Annotated in this window: 10 protein-coding genes and 2 tRNA genes; 6 read left to right on the top strand and 6 right to left on the bottom strand. The window is 33.1% G+C overall.

Going from position 1 to position 15,568, the window contains the following annotated elements; translation table 11 throughout:
* Positions 1-980: 980 nt before the first annotated feature.
* Both MRU_RS10585 and MRU_RS10590 read right to left on the bottom strand, forming a co-directional pair.
* Positions 981-1,052, bottom strand: a tRNA-Val gene (locus MRU_RS10585).
* A 34-nt stretch (positions 1,053-1,086) separates the two neighbouring features.
* Positions 1,087-1,158 (bottom strand) — tRNA-Val (locus tag MRU_RS10590).
* A gap of 319 nt (positions 1,159-1,477) precedes the next feature.
* Here MRU_RS10590 and MRU_RS10595 point away from each other — a divergent pair.
* A complete protein-coding gene (locus MRU_RS10595; protein WP_012956905.1) occupies positions 1,478-2,401 on the top strand; it encodes a branched-chain amino acid transaminase in 924 nt (307 codons plus the stop codon).
* 211 nt (positions 2,402-2,612) lie between these two features.
* Positions 2,613-3,437 (top strand): undecaprenyl-diphosphate phosphatase, encoded by an 825-nt coding sequence (locus MRU_RS10600; protein ID WP_012956906.1) that lies wholly within the window; start codon positions 2,613-2,615, stop codon positions 3,435-3,437.
* A gap of 1,282 nt (positions 3,438-4,719) precedes the next feature.
* Here the strand turns inward: MRU_RS10600 and MRU_RS10605 are convergent.
* The 4 genes from MRU_RS10605 to MRU_RS11265 form a co-directional block, all read right to left on the bottom strand.
* Positions 4,720-5,721, bottom strand: a complete 1,002-nt coding sequence (locus MRU_RS10605) for a methanogenesis marker 12 protein (protein WP_012956907.1) — start codon at positions 5,719-5,721, stop codon at positions 4,720-4,722.
* A gap of 433 nt (positions 5,722-6,154) precedes the next feature.
* On the bottom strand, positions 6,155-7,150 hold the full coding sequence (gene ilvC, locus MRU_RS10610) for a ketol-acid reductoisomerase (RefSeq protein WP_012956908.1): 996 nt from the start codon (positions 7,148-7,150) through the stop codon (positions 6,155-6,157).
* A 407-nt stretch (positions 7,151-7,557) separates the two neighbouring features.
* Positions 7,558-8,049 (bottom strand): acetolactate synthase small subunit, encoded by a 492-nt coding sequence (ilvN, locus tag MRU_RS10615; protein WP_012956909.1) that lies wholly within the window; start codon positions 8,047-8,049, stop codon positions 7,558-7,560.
* Complete coding sequence (locus MRU_RS11265) at positions 8,050-9,945, bottom strand: acetolactate synthase large subunit (protein ID WP_012956910.1); 1,896 nt, start codon at positions 9,943-9,945, stop codon at positions 8,050-8,052.
* A gap of 446 nt (positions 9,946-10,391) precedes the next feature.
* Here MRU_RS11265 and purD point away from each other — a divergent pair, with 446 nt between their 5' ends.
* The 4 genes from purD to MRU_RS10645 all read left to right on the top strand — a co-directional run bounded on the left by purD (position 10,392) and on the right by MRU_RS10645 (position 15,082).
* Positions 10,392-11,705 carry a phosphoribosylamine--glycine ligase gene (gene purD, locus MRU_RS10630; protein WP_048812532.1) on the top strand — a complete coding sequence of 438 codons (1,314 nt, stop codon included), beginning with the start codon at positions 10,392-10,394 and terminating at the stop codon, positions 11,703-11,705.
* A 101-nt stretch (positions 11,706-11,806) separates the two neighbouring features.
* Positions 11,807-12,682 (top strand): hypothetical protein, encoded by an 876-nt coding sequence (locus tag MRU_RS10635; protein ID WP_048812533.1) that lies wholly within the window; start codon positions 11,807-11,809, stop codon positions 12,680-12,682.
* A 300-nt stretch (positions 12,683-12,982) separates the two neighbouring features.
* Positions 12,983-13,897, top strand: coding sequence for an ornithine carbamoyltransferase (gene argF / locus MRU_RS10640; protein WP_012956913.1), 915 nt, complete (start codon positions 12,983-12,985; stop codon positions 13,895-13,897).
* Between the two features lie 201 nt (positions 13,898-14,098).
* Positions 14,099-15,082 carry a tetratricopeptide repeat protein gene (locus MRU_RS10645; protein ID WP_012956914.1) on the top strand — a complete coding sequence of 328 codons (984 nt, stop codon included), beginning with the start codon at positions 14,099-14,101 and terminating at the stop codon, positions 15,080-15,082.
* Positions 15,083-15,568 lie beyond the last annotated feature (486 nt).

The following is a 15,568-nucleotide window of genomic DNA, read 5'->3' on the forward strand; positions in this document are numbered from 1 at the left end:
GACAAAGAAATAGCAGAACCACAACTGTCAGTAGAAACAAAAGTCCTTCAAGAAATTTCATATCTTCAAGGGACAATGCTTTATCTAAGTTCTCAAGAAATGAAAGCAGATCAAGTGGCGGTTTAAAAGAAATGATTAAGCCAATACTTGGAAATACAATTGTTTCAATCATTGTTGTAATAGTTGTTGCTTATCTGATTGCATTCATACTTGGAAGCATAGTTAAAGTCCCTACAGGATATTTAGGATTAACTGAACTTGCAGTTGCATTGGTATTATCTTATGGACTAGTCTTCTATACAGACAGAGGCTCCGATGTACTTGTAAAAGGAACAATCATATTCTTTATTTCCTTAGTGGTATTGATGATAATACTGATTGCATTCTAGTAAAAAAAAAGCCTAATCTTTTTTAATTTTTGAATATTCATTTAATCAGTTCAAAATTAAGAAGATAAATCTTGCATTTATCTTCTTTTCATATTTATAAATAGTTTCACCAAATTTAAAAAGAAATTACATATCTTAAAAATAAGAAGATAACATCCAATGTCTATCTTCTTATTTTTTTGATTTAAATTTCTTTTCTACTTAAATCTTTTAAATTTCTAATTTTACTGATTTTTCTTAAAAATATCTTATTTAAGTAATTCACTCACATCATCTAAATTCTACTGTTTTTATCATTAATTTTCTTAAAATTTCTAAATTAATTTTCTTAAAATTTCTTAATTCTCACTTTATAACAACTATTAAATCATAAAGATTTAAAAAAATAGCTAAAATAAGTTAAATTATAAAGATTTAGAAAAATAGTTTAAAAAAAATAACTAAAATAACTTAAATTATAAAGATTTAGAAAAATAGTTTAAAAAAAATAACTAAAATAACTTAAATTATAAAGATTTAGAAAAATAGTTTAAAAAAAATAACTAAAATAACTTAAATTATAAAGATTTAGAAAAATAGTTTAAAAAAAAATGGTTCCGGCGAGATTCGAACTCACGATCCTCTCGTTGTAAGCGAGATATCATACCCCTAGACCACGGAACCATTGAAATACAAATGAATAAAAAAAGAATTTAAGTGGTTCCGGCGAGATTCGAACTCACGATCCTCTCGTTGTAAGCGAGATATCATACCCCTAGACCACGGAACCATACTACATTATAAATATAGTTAACCTATTATTTAAAACTTTCGATGAATGAAATTTTTTAAAATAAAAAGAAAATTAAAAATCAGATAATTGAGATTAAAATAATAAAAAGTCTATAAAAAACCTTATTATTAAGCAATATATTTAAATTATAAGTAATAAATAATTAATAAAGGAATTATTTTAATAAAAACTAAAGAATTCTTTAAATCAATTTTAAAAAGCAAAATATTAAAAAATAAAGAATTTTTCCAAATAATTCTAAAAAAATATTCATATTTAAACTACAATACATTTTAATAATTAAAAAGGTGAAAAAATGGCATTTGATGAAAATGGTAAAGTATGGATGGATGGGGAATTTGTTGCATTAAAAGATGCTAAAATCAGCGTTCTTTCCCACGTAATCCATTATGGATCTGCTGTATTTGAAGGAATTAGATGTTACGAAACTGAAAACGGACCTGCAGTATTCCGTCTTCAAGATCATGTACACAGATTATTTGATTCTGCTAAAATCTATAAGATGGACATTCCATTTACTGAAGAGGAAATCTGTGACGCTATCATAGAAACAATCAAAGTAAACAACTTAAAAAGCTGTTACATTCGTCCAATAACCTACAGAGGATTTGGCGAATTAGGTGTAAACCCATTAAACTGTCCTGTTGAAACCACCATTGCTGTATGGGAATGGGGGGCATACATAGGAGAAGAAGAAATGGAACAAGGTGCAAACATTGGTATTTCCACCTGGAGAAAACCAGCACCAGGTACCTTACCTGTTCTTGCAAAGGCTGCAGCTAACTATATGAACTCTCAGCTTGCAAACCTTGAAGCAGGTGAACACGGCTACGATGAAGCAATTCAATTAGACTACCACGGCCATGTTGCAGAAGGAAGTGGAGAAAACATATTCATAGTTGAAAAAGGCAAGATCGTAACCCCTGACTTAGGCTCTTCCATCCTTCAAGGAATCACTAGAGACAGCATTATGACCATTGCTAAAGACTTAGGATATGAAGTCTCCCAAGAAACCATCTCAAGAGAAAGGTTATACCTTGCAGATGAAGTATTCTTCACCGGAAGCGCTGCTGAAGTTACTCCAATCCGTGCAATAGACAACAGACAAATTGGAATCGGATCAAGAGGCCCTGTAACTAAAGAGTTACAAGAAAAATACTTCGACGCAGTAAACGGAAGAAGCGAAGACATTCATAACTGGTTAACTTATGTTGAATAGACATAAGTTAATTATTTTTTATTTTTAAGTCTTTAGAGAGCTTTATAAAACTTAAGACTAAAAAATTATAATCTTTAGTTTTTAATTAATATTAAATTTATAAATTTTTTATTTTAAAAAGAGATTTAATTGACTTTTTTAACATTGATAAAAAAAGTTTAATATAAAAAATAAGAAATAATTAAATCTCAATAATCAAAAAGGTGAATAAATGGATATTTTACAAGCAATAATCATTGGACTTGTCCAAGGATTAACTGAATTTCTACCTGTAAGTAGTTCTGCTCATTTAATATTTATTCAACAAGCATTAGGATTAAGCAATGTTCCACTTGCCTTTGATGTCTTATTGCATGTAGGAACCCTTGTAGCAGTATTTGTATACTTCTTTAGCGATATTATTCAAATGATTCAAGGATTCTTCTATAGCCTATTGGATTTAAGGGATGGAAATTTCATTCCAGAAATCAGAAGGGACCCTTATAAGAAGCTTGCATGGCTTACAATCATTGCCACAATCCCTGTTGGAGTTGTAGGAATCCTATTCAATGACATTATAGAGGAAATGTTTACAGGATTGACCATACCTGCATTCTTGCTTCTTATAACAGGATGTCTTTTATATGTATCCCAAAGAATGAACAGTGGAAAAATTGATGTTCAAAACATAACCATCAAAGAAGCATTGCTTATGGGATGCGGACAGGCAATAGCAGTATTGCCAGGTCTTTCACGTTCAGGAACCACAATAGCTGCCGGATTATTTGCAGGACTAGACAAGGAATTTGCTGCCAAATTCAGCTTTATCCTATCAATTCCAGCAATCTTAGGTGCTGCTGTAGTTCAATTGAAAGATCTAAGCGGAGGCAATATAGAGATTGGTGCATGTTTAGTTGGATTTATCGTAGCAGTCATTTCAGGATACTTTGCAATTAGCTTCTTGCTTAAGATAGTAAGGGAAAAGAGCTTAGACATATTTGCTTACTATTGTTGGATAGTAGGAGTAATTGTTTTGGTTGGGAGTATTCTTTTATAGCCAAGCTTTTTTGGCCTTCGGCCAAAAAACCTTGACCAAAATTTTTATCTACTTTTAGGAAAAACAGCACAATTTTATAATTTCATAGAAAAAAATCTTAAAATTTTAATAAAACTAAACTTTTTTTTGCAAATTTTTTTAACGAATTTATTAAGTCTTATTTGGTTTATAAACATATAGAACTATTTTTAATCTTTTAAAAACTATAAATTTATGCTTAATAGATATATAAATTTATTATAATTTATTTTTAATTTATTAAACATGAATGAAATCTTAATATAATTTTTTAAACATATAAGAAACTTAAATTAAAAAATAAATTATTTTAAAGCTTTTAAAAATTAGTTAAATTTCTTACGAACAAAGCAATTTCACACGATGACATCAATTTTACGAAGTCACGACAATTTTACGAAATGAAATCAATTTAACACTTTCAAATCAATTTTACGAAATGAAATCAATTTTAAATTAAGAATACTAAATTGATATGACTTTGATAAAGTTGTATGAGATTGTTAAAACTTAGAATCAAAAATAAAGACTTATATACTAGTTGTTACAAATTATAAAATAGCAATGGAATTTTCAAACGGTCATTGAAAAATATCTTCCATTGCAATAAACACGAAAAGTCCCTAATGAAATAGGGCCTATTTAGAAAAACTGAATAGATAATTGCTCTTCGAATGAAAAACATTCACTCTGGTATTCTCTCACACTATAAAAGAAAAAATCATTGAAAACGGCAAGAAAAACCTCTATAAAATCCAAGGAAAAAGTAATACCAAAGCAATGGATCCCCTTTCCATTTGCTAGATCATCCATCGAAGAGCAGAAAGGAATAATAAGGTATAGAATAATCAAATAAAGTAATATATCTTCCAATCCAAAATACGAACATTTCACCCCCTAAAATCAAAATAAGGCATTAATAACTCGTTGCAAAAATAGAACCACTCAAAGGGAAAATTATAAAACTTAATTCTATACCTATTATTTCTTTAAAAACGATAAATAGGGCAAAATACTCTTTTTAAAAATAGATATAAAAAATAAAGCAAATTATTATATAAAAATACTCTTTTTAAAAATAGATATAAAAAATAAAGCAAATTATTATATAAAAATACTCTTTTTAAAAATAGATATAAAAAATAGTAAAAAATAAATTAAAAAAAGAATTGCATATAAGAATATGCAATAAAAAAAAAATAAGTAAAAAATAAATTAAAATAATAATTGCATCTAAAAATGCAATAAAAAGTAAAAAAAGAGACTAATAGTCCACTTTTATACCCATAATATCTCTTTTTCCATTGAAGATGTCTCTTGCTATCTGTGCTGCACCGATAGCTCCAGATTCAGATGAAATAATCCTAGTCTCATACTTATTCTTAAAGTACTTATTCAATCCAGCCTCAAAGTCAACAGGCTCTTTCATAGAACCCATAGAACCTGTAAGAACAATTCCATCTATCTCATTCTTGCTAACTGCAATAAGACCTGCAATCTCCATAGCCACAGTCATAATCATTGTGTCAATAGCCAAAACAGCCCTCTCGTCCCCTTTGGAATACATTTCCAATAGCTCATCCTTCATCAATGCAACCTTATTATCAACATTAGCTATCTTAACAGCTCCTGCATGTGAGAAACATTCATTGGCAGTTCTTTTTCCCTCATCAATGTCTCTAATCATTTCAAGGTCCAATGGCCCATGAACAATACCCATTGCACCGCAACAGGCATCAATGGCTCCCTTGATCTTGCCATCCTCAATAAGAAGGTCAACACTATTGGAGCTGATGTCAGCCACTACCATATTCTCCCATTGGGTCTCAAGATAGGCATTATATACAATGCTTACCTTTTCAGGACTTGCATGGTGGGAATATGCTGCCCTAAACAATGGGTCAAGCCAATCACAATCCTTATGCAAACCTGGAATCATTAAAACCGGAAGATTAGCATTCTCTATCTCACTATAGACAGATGTTCCCCCTCCAGTTACCTTGCCGGCACCTCCAATGGAGAGTATTCCTCTATTTTCAACCTTTTCCATAGGAAGAATAGTGCTTATTCCATCTCCCATAGCATAAGTAATAATCATTAAGTCAATATCTTCTAAATCAATGCGTTTAGACAATTCTTCAATAGCTGAAACTCTTCCAGCCTTACTATCTTCTCTAGATATCTTAAAAACATCAAGAACTTTCTCATCATCCATTATAGCAAATGAAATCCCAGTAGTTCCATGATCCATACCTACATATACCATTTTTATCACTTAACGTTTGAAATAATAATTAAAATAATTTAAATAAATTAATTAGACTAATTAGTTAATTAATTTATAGCACATAGTTTAAAAAGTTTTATATAAATTTTAAAAATTATTCACATATAGAATAAGTATTCACACTATGAATAATTATTCACACAAAGAATAATTATTCGACTTATTCACATATAGAATAAGTATTCACACTATGAATAACTATCAACTTATTCTTATCTATCATTGAAACAAAGAATTTAAAAAGAAAATTAGAAAAAGCTCATAAATTCTATAAAAAAAGTTCAAGTGTGTTAAATTAAAAAAATAAGACCATACAGTCTAAAAAAAGTAAAAAACAGAAGAGAGATAAACTCCCAACTGAAATAATATTTTGGTCCAGCTTTTGCGACCCGAAGGGTCGGAAAAGGTGGAATTATTCATCTTCTTTCTGTAAACCACAAGCAATTCTTAATCTTTTACCAACGACTTCAATGGTTTCTCTTTCTTCAGCAGCTCTCATTTCCTTTAAGTTAGCTGCGTCAGTAGCGTTTTCATCAGCAAACTCTTTTTTGAATGTGCCGTCTTGGATTTCCCCTAAGATTGCTTTCATTTCTGCTTTGGTTGCATCGGTGATAACTCTGTTTCCTCTGGTTAATCCACCATATTCAGCAGTGTTACTTACATCATGCCACATTCCAGCCATACCGTTTTCATAGATGTCATCTACAATCAATTTGACTTCGTGACAGGTTTCAAAGTAAGCGATTTCTGGTTGGTATCCAGCTTCTACAAGAGTTTCAAATCCTGCCTTGATAAGTGCAGTGAGACCACCGCATAAAACGGTCTGTTCACCAAAGAGGTCTGTTTCAGTCTCTTCCTTAAATGTGGTTTCAATGACACCTGCTCTGGTAAGGCCTACAGCCTTTGCCATACCTAATGCAAGTTGCAATGCGTCTCCAGTAGCGTCTTGCTCAATAGCGACAAGACCAGGAATTCCGAATCCTTCAAGATAAGTGGTTCTTACTCTGGAACCAGGGCCTTTTGGTGCAAACATTACAATGTTTACGTCTTCTCCAGGTTGGATTAATCCAAAGTGAATGTTGTAACCGTGAGAGAATGAAATTGTGTTTCCAGCTTCAACATAAGGAGCGATTTGTTCTTTATATACTTTTTCTTGGGTTTCATCTGGAAGTAAGATGTGAATGATGTCTGCAGCTTCTGCAGCTTCTTCTATGGTTTTAACATTCATTCCATCATCAATAGCTTTTTGCCAGGATGAACCTCCTTCTCTAAGACCGACAATAACATTCAATCCGCTGTCAGCCATGTTTCTAGATTGACCACGTCCTTGACTTCCGTATCCGATTACTGCAATGGTTTTATCTGCAACAACTTCAGCGTCAACATCGTCATCATAATACATTTTCATTTTAATAACTCCTTTTTAGTTTTTAATAAATTTGTAAAATTATTTAAGCCAATGGCTAATAAATAACTAATCCTTAAGCCAATAGCCAAGATATATTCAATAGAAATTAGTAGTGATTTTCTAATTTTAGTATTAAATATAATGTTTAATATATTTAATTTAATAGTTTATAAAATTTGTTAATATGATAAGAATGAAAAAACAAGCTAAAAAACTTAATAGAATAAAATTAGTGGAAAAGATAAAAAGAGTTTAAAATAAAAAAAAGAAAATTATAATAGGTAAATAATATAAACAAAGAAAAATTAAGGTTTAATAAAAAAAGAAGAAGTTAAGAGCAAGATACTCCCAACTAGAGAAAAAATTTTGGTCAAGGTTTTTTCACCCGAAGGCCAAAAAAGCTTGAGTTAGTGATGCCCTCTCGCAATAGCAGTAGGCCCTGTACGAGCAATCTTCTTAATTCCAAAAGGCTTAAGCAATCTCAAGAAGGAATCAATCTTCTCAGGATTGCCAGTGACCTCCATTGTAATGAAATCATCACATACATCAATGATCTTTGCCTTGAAGATGTCTGCATACTCGATTATCTCAGATCTAGACTTTTCCTTTGTTGTCTTTACCTTAACAAGACAGAGCTCTCTTTTTAAAACATATTCAGGATCAAGGTCCTTAATCTTAACAACTTCAACAAGCTTGTGCAATTGCTTGATGACCTGTTCTAGAACCTTTTCATCACCTTTTACAACAAAAACCATTCTGGCCAAGCCTTCAACTTCAGATGCTCCGACAGTGATGCTGTCAATGTTAAATCCACGTCTGTTTAACAGTCCTGCAACTTTCTGAAGCACACCTGGCTTGTGTTCAACCAAAGTACTAATAACATGAGACTTTTCCCTCATCTATTTTCCCCCTTCAACGGTTTGAGAATCTTCTGATTCCTTTTGCTCTAAGTCAACGTTCTTAACATCGCTTTCATATTTATACTCACCAAGAAGGTCTGTTATAGCTCCGCCTGGCGGGAACATTGGAATAAACTCATCCTTCTCAACGGTGATGTCCAATAGAATGGCTTCATTGTCCTTAAGTGCCTTGGATAATACCTCTTGAGTCTTGTCAACTTCCTCGACTTTCACAGCATTGATTCCATAGCTTTCAGCCAATTTAACAAAGTCTGGAGTGTTTCCCATGTCAGTTTCAGAGTATCTCTTATCATACATCTTATTCTGCCATTGATATACCATACCTAACTTTCTGTTGTTGAGCATTGCAATTACAACCGGAATGTCATGCTCCTTGATTGTTGCAAGCTCTTGGGAGACCATAAGGAATCCTCCGTCACCTACAATGGCAAGGACTGCATCATCCGGACATGCAACTTTAGCGCCGATAGCTGCCGGAAGGCCGAATCCCATGGTTCCAAGACCTCCGGAAGAGATGAACTTGCGAGGCTTTGAAATGTCTAAGAAGTGTGCCGCCCACATCTGATGAATACCTACATCAGTTGTTACGATTGTATCATCTGTAATGGAGCTTGCGATTTCCTTGATTACCTGCTGTGGCTTTAAAGGAATGTCGCTATAGCTAACCCTTGGGATTGTAGCATTCTTAAAGTCAACAACTGACTTGAGCCAAGGGCTGTAACTGTCATAATTGAATTCATAATTCTCCTTAAACTTGGAGCTTTCAATTTCCTTGACTAATTTGCTCTTGTATAATTCCTTAGCCAAATCATTTTCCATCAGTCCCTTAATAATCTTGGAGCCAGACAATTCATCATCATCAAACTCTTCAGCAAATCTGGAGCTGGCCAATTCATCAGCCAATTTGGCAAGGACTATCTTAGCATCCCCTACAATAGGCAAGTCAACTGGAACGTTCTTTCCAATCTCTGCAGGATCTATATCAATATGAATCACTTGAGCATCAGGCATGAACTTCTCTAATTTTCCAGTGGTCCTATCAGAGAATCTGACTCCCACTGCAAGCAGGCAGTCACTTTTATTTACAGACTGATTTGCCACCTGCTTTCCATGCATTCCAAGCATGCCGATAGACAAGTCATCCTTCTCATCGATGACTCCCTTACCCATAAGGGTTGTTGCAACAGGCGCATTGACAAGCTCTGCAACTTGCCTAAGCTCAGATGATGCATCTGCAAGGATTGTACCTCCACCTGCTAATATTATAGGCTTTTCAGCCTCCAAAAGCATTTTAGCTGCCTTAGCTATTTGCTTATCATTTCCTTTTACGCTAGGCTTATATCCAGGGGTAGGAATGGTTCCAAGGACATATTCATCTAATTCCATCTCTTGGACTTCCTTTGGAACGTCAATCAATACAGGTCCGTTTCTGCCTGTCGAAGCAATTTCAATACTTGTATTTATAATGCTTGGAATGTCATTTGCATCCTTTGGCTGGTAGGAATGCTTTGTGATAGGCATGGTTATACCTATGATGTCCACTTCCTGAAATGCATCATTTCCAATCAGATTGCTTACCACTTGCCCGGTAATTGCAATTATAGGAGATGAATCCATATATGCATTTGCAATACCAGTGACCAGATTGGTTGCACCAGGTCCGGAAGTGGCCAAGCAGACACCAACCTTGCCGGAAGCTCTTGCATAACCTTCAGCGGCATGTGCCGCACATTGTTCATGTCTGACAAGTATATGTCTTAAGTCTGAGTCATATAGCATGTCATAGAATGGAATAACGGTTCCTCCAGGGTAACCGAATATGGTGTCAACACCTTTATCCATTAAAGCTTTTATAATAGCGTCTCCGCCTCTCATTTTCAACCGTCCTTCTTTTTTTAATAATTCAATAAGTTTGATTTTTTTAATTGTAAAATAATTAATAAATTCAATCTAGATAGATTTAAATTAATAAAACCATTCAAATTAAAAATCTGATAAGTTTTAGATTTATTAGAAATAATCCTCTAATTAAAAATTATAGATTCAAATTAGAGAAATCCAATAAAAAATTGATATTTCAAATTAGAGAATATCTAATATAAAATTGATATTTCAAATTAATCAAAACAGAAAAATCTATCCTAACAAATAATTTAAAAATTTGTAATATAATAATATTTATCTTAAGATAGATATAAATATTAACATATATTAAAAATTTGAAACTTAATATATTATCAAATACAAAGTAAAATATAATGATATTTTCTAAACTGGAAAATAATCAATTGCTTAAAAAACTCTTAAATGGAGAAATAAAAATGAAAGTATTAGTTGTTGGAACCGGTGCAAGAGAACATGCAATCTGTGATGCATTAAAAGATGATGTAGACTTATACGCTTATATGAGCAAGAACAACCCTGGAATAAGCAAGATTTCCACCTTTAAAAAAGGAGATGAAGGGGAAGTTGACGAAGTTGCCAAATTCGCAAAGGAAAATGAAATCGAATTGGCAGTTATCGGACCTGAAGCTCCTCTTGGAAAAGGAATCGTAAACGCTTTAGAAGCGGTTGGAGTCCCTTGTGTCGGACCGGCACAGGAATCAGCAAGAATTGAAACTGACAAGTCATTCATGAGAAACCTATTTGAAAAATACCAAATTAAAGGATCTTTAACCTACAAGGTATTTGACAACTACGAAGACATCAGCGCATTCCTTGATACCTATGAAAAGGATGTTGTAGTAAAGCCTGTAGGTTTAACTGGTGGTAAAGGTGTAAAAATCGTAGGAGACCACCTTAAAGATAATCAAGATGCAAAAGCCTATGCAAAAGAAGTTATGGACAATGCAATGGGTGGATTTGCACAAGTAATCATCGAAGAGAAAGTGGTTGGAGAGGAGTTCACCATCCAAGCATTCTGCGATGGGGAAAACCTAGCTGCAATGCCTGCAGCACAGGACCACCCACATGCATTCGAAAACGACCAAGGATTAATCACCGGTGGAATGGGCTCATACTCTGATGTTGGAGGATTATTGCCTTTCCTCACTCAAGAGGACTATGATGAGGCTGTCGACATTATGAAAGAGACCTTAAAGGCAATAGCTAAGGAAACAACCCCATACAAAGGAATCCTATACGGCCAGTTCATGCTATCAAAAGACGGCCCTAAGCTCATTGAATACAATGCAAGATTCGGTGACCCTGAAGCAATGAACGTGCTTCCTCTCTTAAAGACCCCTATGGTTGACGTATGTAAGGCCATCGTCGACGGCAAGCTAGAAGATGTCGAATTTGAAGACAAGGCTTCTGTCTGCAAATACATAGTTCCAGACGGATACCCAGACACTCCACATGCAGGAGAGCTTATTGAAATTGATGAAGAGGCTATCGAAGCTCTTGGAGCAAAGGTCTTCTATGCTGCAGTAAGCCAAGAGGATGACGGAGTCCACCTTTCAGGCTCCCGTGCATTGGGAATTGTAGCTCAAGGCGATACAATCGCTGAAGCTGAAAAGATAGCTGAAGAAGCCTGTGGTCTTGTTGAAGGAAATGTCTACCATAGAAGGGACGTTGGTACCGAAGCGTTAATCCAAAAACGTATAGACCATATGGAAGCAATTAGAAACGAATAAATTAAAAAGATATTCGTAAACTTTAATAAAAAAGTTCTAGTTAATTAGTTTCAGACTAATTAACTAACTAATACTTTTAGATGAATGAATGTGTGATCTTTATGTCTAAACAAGCTAAATCAAAGAATACAATAATCAAAAAGGCCAAAAAACTGGAAAGGCAAGGTAAATACATAAAGGCCTTAAAAGTCTGTGACAGCTATTTAGACAACGAAAGATCTGAAGAAACATTAATCCAACTTAAAATAGACATATTAGTCAATCTATACAATAACGACACATTCATCAATGAAATCAATGAAAACAAAAGCAAAATTACTGATTTTATAGAAAGGGATGAAGAGATAGAGCTTCTAAAGCTTTACAACACTTTAGACAATTATCTAGAATTGAACTCTCAAAATATGGCTGATGAGAGAAAGGTTGGAACCTATCTCGCCGGAGGCCTATTGGTTGACAATTTAGAGACTATCCTTGTTTTAAATGAAATGGCTAAGGACAATAAGGCTGAAAATAAGGAGCCATTTAAAGCAAATTCCGACTTGTTAGAATTCATATACAATGTCAAAAAGACAAGCTATCAATATCTGGACCTTATCCTGCCAAACTCACTTGAACTATTAGCCAATTCCAATTTTAATATTGAAGCAATCATTTCAAAGATTAGACAGTTTTTAGAGCCTAAAAAATCTACAGATTCTAAGGAAGAAAGCATTAAAGAAAATGAAGAGGATGATTCAGACCAATCCGATTCAAAAAACGCCCTAAAATCAAAAGATGATACCGAATTAATTTCAGATTATAGCATAGAAGATGAGATGAAAGGCTTAAAAGAAATGATTAGCTACTTAAATGATAAAAATGAATTTAAAAAAGCCCTAATTTACCAAAGAAGACTTGTAAAATTAGCAAGAGAGGAAAACATTAGAGCAGAACAGGACCATGATTCCAAGCAAAAGACACTTAGCGACTACTAAAATGGATTCTTACTTTTAAACATCAACAACCACAGCCATACATTATTAAACCGCTAATAGAGATTTATTAAATATAAATATATGAGCCACTATTTTTAAAAATAAATTTAAATTTTTCCTAATAAATTAAATCAATAAAGATATAATCTTTAAAATCAAATTAAAGAAACCAAACATCTTAAATACCAAACAATCAATGGTTAATGATAGAAAGTTTTAATAATATTTAAAAACAAATATTTAAATTTCTATGAAGAAATAATATCATATTTATTATCAAAATCGATGGGGAAATAGTATATGAGAAGTCTTTTATCAGTCTGTGATATAGAAGAAGAAGTAGAAACAATACTCAATATTGCAAGTGACTTTAAGGCAGGCAAAATCGAAGAAAAGCCCCTTAAGGACCAAAAGCTAGCAATGATCTTTCAAAAGTCCTCTACAAGAACAAGAGTCTCTTTTGAAGTTGGAATGTATGAATTAGGTGGAACTGCACTGTTCTTATCTACAAATGATATCCAATTAGGCAGAGGAGAGCCTATTAAGGACACCGCTAAAGTCTTAAGCAGATTTGTAGATGTAATAATGATTAGGGCAATCGAACATGACGATGTCATAGAGCTCGAGAGAGAGTCAGACGTTCCAATTATAAACGGCCTTACCAATCTTGAGCACCCATGCCAAGCATTGGCAGATATGCTCACCGTAAAGGAGCATAAGGGTGGATTCGATGGAAAATTCGTTTATGTAGGTGACGGAAACAATGTCTGTAACTCACTACTGCTTATCTGCGGATGTTTAGGAATGGATATGGCTATAGCATGCCCTGATGAATATAGGCCTAATGAAGAAATTACCAAAAAGGCTAAAGAATATGCTAAAGCTAACAATTCCACAATAACAATCACATCAGATATAGAAGAAGCAGTAAGCGGCGCAGATGTAATCTATACTGACGTATGGGTAAGCATGGGAGATGAAGAGGAATCTGAAAAAAGAAGAGCAGACTTTAAGGACTACCAAGTAAATCAAAATCTTATTGATATGGCTGATGATGATGTCATATTCATGCACTGCTTGCCTGCAATAAGAGGAGAAGAGGTTAGCGCTGAAGTGATTGACGGACCTCATTCTGTTGTCTACGATCAGGCTGAAAACAGAATGCATGCTCAAAAGGCTGTTTTATATTACTTCTTAAAAGAATTGTATAAATAAACTGTTAAAGAACTAAAAAAAGACTTATAAAAATTATATAATAAGTTGTTAAAAAGCTTTTAAAAAGTAAAATCAAATAGAATTATCTTAAAACAGATGAAAAGACTAAATTATTACCCTCATCAATTATTAATCGATTATAAAAAATAAAATTTATCAATTCATAAAAAAAAATAGTATTTAGGTAAAAAAGGTGGGAAAATGGAATTTAACGACCCTGCATTGGAGCATTTGGTAAACAAGATCACAGTTGCGCTGAACGAGAACAATAAGGAAGATGCAGCACATTATATGGACATTATCATAGATAAGTACCCTGAAGTTGCAAATATTTTAATGAACTCTATCGAGTTTCAAAACATAATGGCTCAAAACGAAGATGTTGAAGGTGAAGAAGCATCAGATGACTTTGCAATCCAGCCCGGAAGTGCTATGGAACTTGATGAAGAGAAAATCATAAATGACATGAATGCAATGCTTGATATAGAGCCAACCACAGCTCAAGAATACATTCAAAAGGGTACAGTATTAACAGTTACCGAAGAATATGAAAAGGCATTGGAATGCTTTGACAAGGCTTTAGAGTTGGACGAAAACAATCTTTCAGCACTGATATCAAAGGGAAACACCCTAGAGCTTATGGAAAAATTCGATGATGCCTCAAAGGTATATGATGATGTTATGAACACTGAAGTGGAAGAGGTCTATGACCTTATGAGCAAAGGATATATCTTTGAAGGCCACCAAAGATACAATGACGCCTTAAAAACATATGACAAGGCTCTTCAAAAGGAAAGATATAACGCTAACATTCTATTTTTAAAGGGAAGCTGTCTAATCAAGCTTGAACAGTACCAAAAGGCAATCGACAGCCTTGAGGAAGCTATAGAAAGGTATAGCGAAAACCCATATGAAACCATATTCGAGCTTGAAAACGCATACCACAACAAAGGAGTCTCATTGCATGCAATCGGTGAAGATGACGACGCTCTTGAAGCATTCAGCCTTGCATTGGGATTAAACCCAGAATACTACTACTCCTACTATGAAATAGGCATAATCCAAGAGGACAGAGAAAAGTATGACAGCGCTTTAAAGAACTATAATAAATTCTTAGAATATGACAATACCGACTCTGAAGTTGTAGAGGCTAAAGAAAGAGTAGAAGAATTGTTAAAAGAATAAATAAATAAATTAAAATTATTATAAAGTATTTTAAATATTTTATAATAATTATTTTTTTATGAAAAAATAAATAGTTCGTTATAAATGAAACTTTAATATTAGATTTTTGAAGAAAATAGCAATATCTGGAAATTTATTTTTCATTCAAAAAAAAAATTCGTTTTTATATAACCCTTATAAATGTGTTCGCAATTTGCGAACAATCCTTTATATATACATGTTCGCAATTTGCGAACAAAGATTTATATATAAGATTTAAAAATTTGCAATAAAACAAAATATAAATAACTAATTTTAAAAAAGCACATATTAAGGCATTAAAAAAAGCAATAATTTAATCAAATAAGAATTAAAAAAAGTGTTAAAAAATGAAAAAATAGTGGAGAGATTTCCTCTCCTTAAAAAAAGTTGAATTCCCTTCTAAACGAAGATAAAACCAAATAATAAATAAACATTTTGATCAAACTTTTGCGAGCCGAAGGCTCG

It is taken from the genome of Methanobrevibacter ruminantium M1 (assembly GCF_000024185.1).
Taxonomy (GTDB): domain Archaea; phylum Methanobacteriota; class Methanobacteria; order Methanobacteriales; family Methanobacteriaceae; genus Methanobrevibacter; species Methanobrevibacter ruminantium.

What these genes read in the sequence shown, in the direction of transcription:
- MRU_RS10595 (WP_012956905.1), top strand. Translation starts at nt 1,478, where the DNA reads ATGGCATTTGATGAAAATGGTAAAGTATGGATGGATGGGGAATTTGTT.
- MRU_RS10600 (WP_012956906.1), top strand. Translation starts at nt 2,613, where the DNA reads ATGGATATTTTACAAGCAATAATCATTGGACTTGTCCAAGGATTAACT.
- MRU_RS10605 (WP_012956907.1), bottom strand. Translation starts at nt 5,721, where the DNA reads ATGGTATATGTAGGTATGGATCATGGAACTACTGGGATTTCATTTGCT.
- ilvC (WP_012956908.1), bottom strand. Translation starts at nt 7,150, where the DNA reads ATGAAAATGTATTATGATGACGATGTTGACGCTGAAGTTGTTGCAGAT.
- ilvN (WP_012956909.1), bottom strand. Translation starts at nt 8,049, where the DNA reads ATGAGGGAAAAGTCTCATGTTATTAGTACTTTGGTTGAACACAAGCCA.
- MRU_RS11265 (WP_012956910.1), bottom strand. Translation starts at nt 9,945, where the DNA reads ATGAGAGGCGGAGACGCTATTATAAAAGCTTTAATGGATAAAGGTGTT.
- purD (WP_048812532.1), top strand. Translation starts at nt 10,392, where the DNA reads ATGAAAGTATTAGTTGTTGGAACCGGTGCAAGAGAACATGCAATCTGT.
- MRU_RS10635 (WP_048812533.1), top strand. Translation starts at nt 11,807, where the DNA reads ATGTCTAAACAAGCTAAATCAAAGAATACAATAATCAAAAAGGCCAAA.
- argF (WP_012956913.1), top strand. Translation starts at nt 12,983, where the DNA reads ATGAGAAGTCTTTTATCAGTCTGTGATATAGAAGAAGAAGTAGAAACA.
- MRU_RS10645 (WP_012956914.1), top strand. Translation starts at nt 14,099, where the DNA reads ATGGAATTTAACGACCCTGCATTGGAGCATTTGGTAAACAAGATCACA.